The sequence below is a fragment of the Cytophagales bacterium genome (assembly GCA_019456305.1).
GTDB lineage: Bacteria > Bacteroidota > Bacteroidia > Cytophagales > VRUD01 > VRUD01.
Genome location: VRUD01000131.1, coordinates 1 through 6,481, shown reverse-complemented (window position 1 = coordinate 6,481; position 6,481 = coordinate 1). Strand labels below are relative to the sequence as shown.

At 34.0% G+C, this 6,481-nt stretch carries 5 protein-coding genes; 4 read left to right on the top strand and 1 reads right to left on the bottom strand.

Annotated elements, in window-relative coordinates; all coding sequences use genetic code 11:
* Positions 1–79: 79 nt before the first annotated feature.
* Positions 80–1,351, bottom strand: coding sequence for a coproporphyrinogen III oxidase family protein (locus tag FVQ77_17070; protein ID MBW8052015.1), 1,272 nt, complete (start codon positions 1,349–1,351; stop codon positions 80–82).
* A 24-nt stretch (positions 1,352–1,375) separates the two neighbouring features.
* On the opposite strand from FVQ77_17070, the gene FVQ77_17065 reads away from it, so the two are divergent.
* The 4 genes from FVQ77_17065 to FVQ77_17050 form a co-directional block, all read left to right on the top strand.
* On the top strand, positions 1,376–3,313 hold the full coding sequence (locus tag FVQ77_17065; GenBank protein ID MBW8052014.1) for a BamA/TamA family outer membrane protein: 1,938 nt from the start codon (positions 1,376–1,378) through the stop codon (positions 3,311–3,313).
* Positions 3,314–3,383: 70 nt separating this feature from the next.
* Positions 3,384–4,403 (top strand): undecaprenyl/decaprenyl-phosphate alpha-N-acetylglucosaminyl 1-phosphate transferase, encoded by a 1,020-nt coding sequence (locus tag FVQ77_17060; GenBank protein ID MBW8052013.1) that lies wholly within the window; start codon positions 3,384–3,386, stop codon positions 4,401–4,403.
* Positions 4,404–4,614: 211 nt separating this feature from the next.
* Complete coding sequence (locus FVQ77_17055; GenBank protein MBW8052012.1) at positions 4,615–5,895, top strand: DUF4271 domain-containing protein; 1,281 nt, start codon at positions 4,615–4,617, stop codon at positions 5,893–5,895.
* Positions 5,895–6,481 (top strand): uroporphyrinogen-III synthase (locus tag FVQ77_17050; protein ID MBW8052011.1); only part of this gene is annotated, 587 nt, incomplete at its 3' end. The genes FVQ77_17055 and FVQ77_17050, both read left to right, overlap by 1 nt.

Sequence of the window (6,481 nt, the reverse complement as noted above, 5' to 3'; positions counted from 1 at the left end):
AATATGCAAAGCAAATTTAAAGACATACTACATTACCTTATTTCCTTTATTCCCTTTATTTCCCTTATTTCCTTCCTCACTAAACACTCATTAAGTCACTGATTATTTTATCGGCAATAAGCATTCCTTTGTCTGTTAATTTGATGTGGTCATTTTCAACAGTGATCGCTCCTGCTTTCAAATAGTTATTGATATATCTTTTGTGTGTTGATAACAAGTCGTAGCGTAAATCTGATTTTAAATCGGATTTAACCGGTAGTCCCCACATTGTTCTGAGCCGAGTAATTATATATTCATTTACGCTGTTTTTTAAATTAAATTCTTCTATTTTACAGGGGATATTATTTTCGAGAATTGTGCTAATATAGATGGCATTATTGGAAACATTAAATTGTCTGTTGGTTCCATTATATGAATGGGCGCTGGGCCCGATACCGAGGTATTGACCTCCCTGCCAATAATTACAGTTATGTTTTGATTCATATCCGGGGATGCAAAAATTGGATATCTCGTAATGAAGAAAGCCATTTTGGGTGGTTGCATTGATCAATATCTCATATTGTTGGGCGGCAAAATCCTCATCAACAGGATCAATTTTCTTTTTTTTCAGCCATTTGCCAAATACAGTTTTAGGTTCAATGGTCAAACAATATGCGGAAATGTGCTGAATTTGCAGCTTGAAAGTTGTTTCCAGATCCTTTTTCCATACGTGAGCAGCCCCCTCTAAATTCCCCTCGCCACTACTCCTTGCCGAATCGGTGAATGGGTGAATGGGTGAATCGGTGAATTGTTTCTTTTTTCTTCTCTCCGTTTCTCCGATTCCCCGTTTCTCCGATTCAGGGGGGCTTTGAGTTAGATGGGGGCTATGGGGGCTTCCGTAGATCAAATCTATGTTTATATTATCAAACCCGGCATTTTGGGCTAATTCGATACTTTTTTTCGCTTCTAAAGCGTTGTGTACTCTATTCAGAAACCGTAAATGTGCTTCATCAAATGATTGTACTCCTATGCTCAGTCTGTTTATACCAGCTCTGCGTAATAATTTTAATTTTTCTTTCGTTAGATCATCGGGATTGGCTTCCAGTGTAATTTCAACTTTGTCATTTAACACTAAATAGGTACTAATTGCAGTTAATATTTGATTAAGCTCTTTTTCAGATAATAAAGAAGGCGTACCTCCACCCAGGTAAATGGTATCAATTTTAGAATTAAAATAATCTTTTTGGAGCGAAATTTCTTTACACAATGCTTTGACTAAGTCTTCTTTTAACTTTTGATTGGTGCTAAAGTGAAAGTCGCAATAGTAGCAGGCTTGTTTGCAAAAAGGGATATGTATATAGATACTTGACATGGATTTAGTAATTTTACAAAAGTAATGAAATTAAATATAATGAATATCCGTAAAGCGCATAGCGCAAAGGGCAAAGCCCCGCCAATTGTGGCGGGGCCATACGCTATGTTATTAGCATTATTACTTATCAGCCACTTATCTTTCCTGCCCGCTCACAGAGCATTCCCGCAAAGCAGGCAGGCGGGTTTCCAAAAGAGTTATTTTTTAGAGATCAAGGTTCCTTCTGAGGAAAAGTCTTTATTAAGGAAGTATAATTATAAGACAAAACATCCGGATTCGCTATCGGCAGCCAAAGAGCTTCAAAATCTGATATTTAGTTTACAACGCCAATCATACATCACCTCAACTGCTGATAGTATTTGGTATAGCTTTGTAGAGATGTTGCCCCCCCGAGTACTCGGGGGGATTTCCACTTCGTTCCAACATGCAACGTCTCTACAAAGCGATACAATGACTGTGAGTTTAGTAATTGGAAAGCCATATCAATGGGCACTTCTGAAAAAAGGTAATGTCAGTGAAGAGCTTTTAACTAAGATTGATTATAAAGAGAAATTTTATTCTAATAAACCTTTTAAATATTACGAAGTCGTGAAGCTTGAAAAAAAAATATTGGAATATTCGGAAGACCATGGGTATCCTTTTGCATCAATCAAATTAGATTCTATCACTATTACAGAGGGGAGTATTGGAACCTCACTAAATTTTATTATGGGCCCTCTTATTAAATTTGATTCCCTGGTTATAAAAGGGGATACTAAAATAAAAAAGCGTTTTTTGTCAAAATATATTAGAGTATTGCCTGGCCAGCCTTATAGTCAGGAAAAGGTTGAAAGTGCAGGTAAGTTAATTAAGCGGCTCCCCTATTTGAAGGTTGTCAAAGTTCCTGTAGTGAGTTTCAACAGGGAAAAGGCATATTTAAACTTGTATCTTGATGATAAAAAAGCAAATCAAATTAATGGAATAGTAGGTTTTTTGCCTAATGAAGAGGAAGACAATGAGGGTAAAAAGAAATTGCTCATAAACGGTGAATTTACTTTGCGATTGCGTAACCCCTTTGGTACCGGGAAAAGCATCATATTTGAATGGAAGAAATTAAAAAAACTTTCACAAACACTTGATGTTGAGTATGTGCACCCTAATCTGATAGGGTCTAACATAGAGGCCAAGATTGATGTTAACTTCTTCAAACAAGATTCAACTTTTGTTAACATTGATAGAAAAATTACCCTCTCTTATCATATCAGTAAAATTGGCAAAGTAGGTTTTTTTACGGGTTTAAAAAGTACAACGATTCTTTTAAAGCAACCGATTTTAAGTAAGGACTATGCTAATACCAGCTTCATATCTTATGGTTTGGTGTATGAATGGAATAATTTGAATGATTACTACTATCCCCAAAAAGGAAATGCCATAAATGTAAATTTAGGTATCGGTAATAAAAATATCAAACAATTAGATGAATCTTTGAGCGAAAATGTAGAATTAAAAACTACACAAGTATCTTTCACCGCAAACGTTCGTCATTATTCAAAGTTAGGGTTAAGGAGCGTGTTTTTAACTGCTTTAAACACTAGTAGCTTAAATGGATTTGGAACTTTGGTCAATAATAACTTATTTAAAAATGATTTGTTCAGAATCGGAGGGTTAAAAAGTCTAAGAGGGTTTAACGAGAGCACATTTTTCGCATCAACCTATGTGGTAGGTACGTTAGAATACAGATTTTTCACCGATGAGACTTCTTACTTGTTACTATTTTATGATCAGGGGTATTTAACATATGATTTATTAGACATATTAGACAATACTTTTTATGAGGATTTTCCATTAGGATTAGGGGCAGGGATTAGTTTTAGTACAAAAGCGGGAATATTCAACTTCATATATTCCGTTGGTAAATCTAAGGATCAACCTATCGGGTTGAATTTTTCTAAGATTCATTTTGGGTTGATCAGTCAGTTTTAGAATTACGAATGACGAATGAAGTTTGTAATTCGTATATTTGTAATTCTTTGTTCGTAATTCATAATTCATTATGGCTTTATTGTTAGCTTTTTTATGGGCGCTTTTAATATCGGTATTTGCTATCCCTTCAATTACCTATGTGGCACATGTAAAAAAATTATTGGATAAACCCGGCAAAAGAACATTGCATGAGTCGTTGACACCAAGGTTGGGAGGACTGGCAATTTTTGCTGGTTTTATGTCAGCGCTTACAATATTTTGTGATTTAAGCAATGGCGTCCAGCAGGTTTTGGCGGGTTGTATCGTAATATTTTTTATTGGTTTAAAAGACGACCTGGTTACAGTTGCAGCATTTAAGAAATTTTTTGTGCAGGTACTTGCGGCTGGTATCGTAATGTTTATGGCAGATATTCGTATAACAAACTTTTATGGCATATTCGGTATCCATGAACTGGAAATTGGTATTAGCTATGCATTCACCTTTTTTGTTATTATTGGTATTACTAATTCATTCAATCTGCTTGATGGGCTGGATGGACTTGCCGGTATCATAGCCTTGATCGTTGCTGCAACCTTTGGTATTTATTTTTATATTTATGATGATTCGGTTTATGCAGGGGTTGCCTTTTGTTTAGCCGGAGGAGTATTAGGCTTTCTACGTTATAATCTCTATAAAGCCATTGTTTTTATGGGAGATTCCGGCTCTTTAATATGTGGTTTCATCATATCTGTTTTAGCCATCAGATTTATTGCCATGAATGCTGTTCCTTCATCCCCGGCTATCGCTGTTGCAATACTTATTATACCCATTTTTGATACATCAAGAGTGTTTATCTTGAGGATATTATCCGGGAGGTCTCCATTTATACCAGATAAAAATCATATACATCATAGAATAGTAGCCTACGGTTGCCCGCAATTGTTTACAATAATAATATTGACTTTACTTAATTTGATAATTATTGCCATTACTATTTATCTTTCAAAAATTGGTAATATCAGGTTGTTGATTTTTTTAATATCAATATCTTTATTATTGGGTATTATTATTGAGGTTATAGGCAAATTTAAAAAAATAAAAAATACCTGATTTTTTTTAGTTATTAGTTGGGTGGTTGGTTAGTTATAGTTGAATAGTTTTTAGTTCTGGTTTTATAGTTGTTTAGTTTGGCGCTCTTTTAGGCGGCTTGCCATCTGTTTTGTTAAAAATCACATTTAGGCAAAGAAGTAAACTATAAAACTAATAAACTAAAACCAATAACTAAGTAACCATAACTAAAAACTAACAAACTAATAACCAGATGTGTTTTGTAATTTTTATCATCATATTATTTACATCCGAATTTGCATACGCTGAAAGACAACAATACCAGAAGGTAGTGTCACTGGAAGATAATTGGGTTGTTTATGACAAAAAATATGCTGCTTATGTACCTTACATAGACAAACTTCATTCAAACGTTAAAGTAATTAGTCAAACTTTAAAAGCCCCCCTAACAGCCCCCCTAAATTCCCCCAAAGGGGGGACTTTCCCACCACACTTCCCAAAGGGAAAGGGGTTGGCAAAGTCTCCCCCCTTTGGGGGGACGGAAGGGGGGCTGTTAGGGGGGCTGCCCTTTCTGATTAGTTTTTACGGAGTAAAAAATTTATGCCTTTTTATCAATCATAAATTATGCTTTACATCTGAAACAAGCGATACTGTCATAATTGATATTGATAGCATAGCATCTGGCAACTCTGAGAACAGGAGTGTGTTTATTAGTTTTTGGCACCCTGATGGAGATTTACCTTTTAAGGAAATCTATCAAGTCATTCCGAAAAGCCCTGAGCTTTATGATACTTATACGAATTCAGCAGTTGCACCGCCTCTTGATAGAGAAAAAAAACCTATTAATAATTACCTTTTAATTGTAACTTTAATATTGTGTGTAATATATGTATTATTAAAGAGTAGATATTCAAATACATTTAAAAGTTTTTATAATATCAATAATGTTATTTCACCATCAAATATTGAAGCAAATATATTATTAAATCCAATGGTAGATGTTAATCTATACTTTATGCTCGCTTTTTGTTTTTTATTATCATTTGTGTTACAATACATTGGGTATCAAAATGGAATTATGGCACAATCAGAGTACTTCAATCTTCACGGGTCGGTTTATTTATTTCTTTTAAAATTTTTAAGAAATCCTTCGCCAGTAATCTCTTTATCTGTAGTTGCATTCTTCGTATTTTTTATATTGGTCATAAAATATTATCTTTTATTAACATTTAGTTGGTTATTAAAATGCAGGCAGTTTATAAAATATCACTATATTGATACTATAAGGATAATCCAGATATTGGGTTTGATAATCTTGCCATTGGCAGCTTTTTTAGTCTATAAAAATAACGATATTGAAGAATTTATCTTAAAATTTATATTTTATACTTTGATTTTCTTCTTCCTTCTTATTTTGTTTAGAACGATTATTCTGATAAATAAATTAACTTCTTTTAGAAATCTTCATTTATTTTCTTACCTTTGCGCCACCGAATTAATACCCTCAGTGGTATTGATAAAGTTAATATTGTAATGAGAGATACTGCGTTTAATGATATCGCCCAAAAAGAAGTAATTAGAGATTCCAAAGTCTCAAGCATTCTGGTTTCTCAACCAAAGCCATCTGATGAAAATTCTCATTATTTTGAGCTGGCCAAAAAATATAATATAAAAATTGATTTTAGGCCATTTATTCAAATAGAGCCTGTTTCTCTTGATGGATTTAGAAAACAGAATATTGATATTATGTCGCACACTGCTATTATCTTTACCAGCAGGAATGCTGTAGATCATTTTTTCAGGATATGCTCCGAAAAGAGGTTGGAAATGCCGGCATCTATGAAATATTTCTGTATTTCGGAGCAGACGGCAAATTATCTGCAAAAATACATAGTCATCAGAAAACGAAGGATTTATTGTGGTGAAAGAACAGCCCAGGACCTCATAGAAAAGTTCAGAAAGCGTAAGAATGAAAAATACCTGTTTCCCTGTTCTAATATTCGCAAGAATGATATCCCTGACTTTCTTAAAAAGAATGGATATGATTATTCCGAAGCAGTCATTTACAAAACTGTTGCCAGTGACTTATCAGATCTGGCTGATGTGAATTATGATATTAT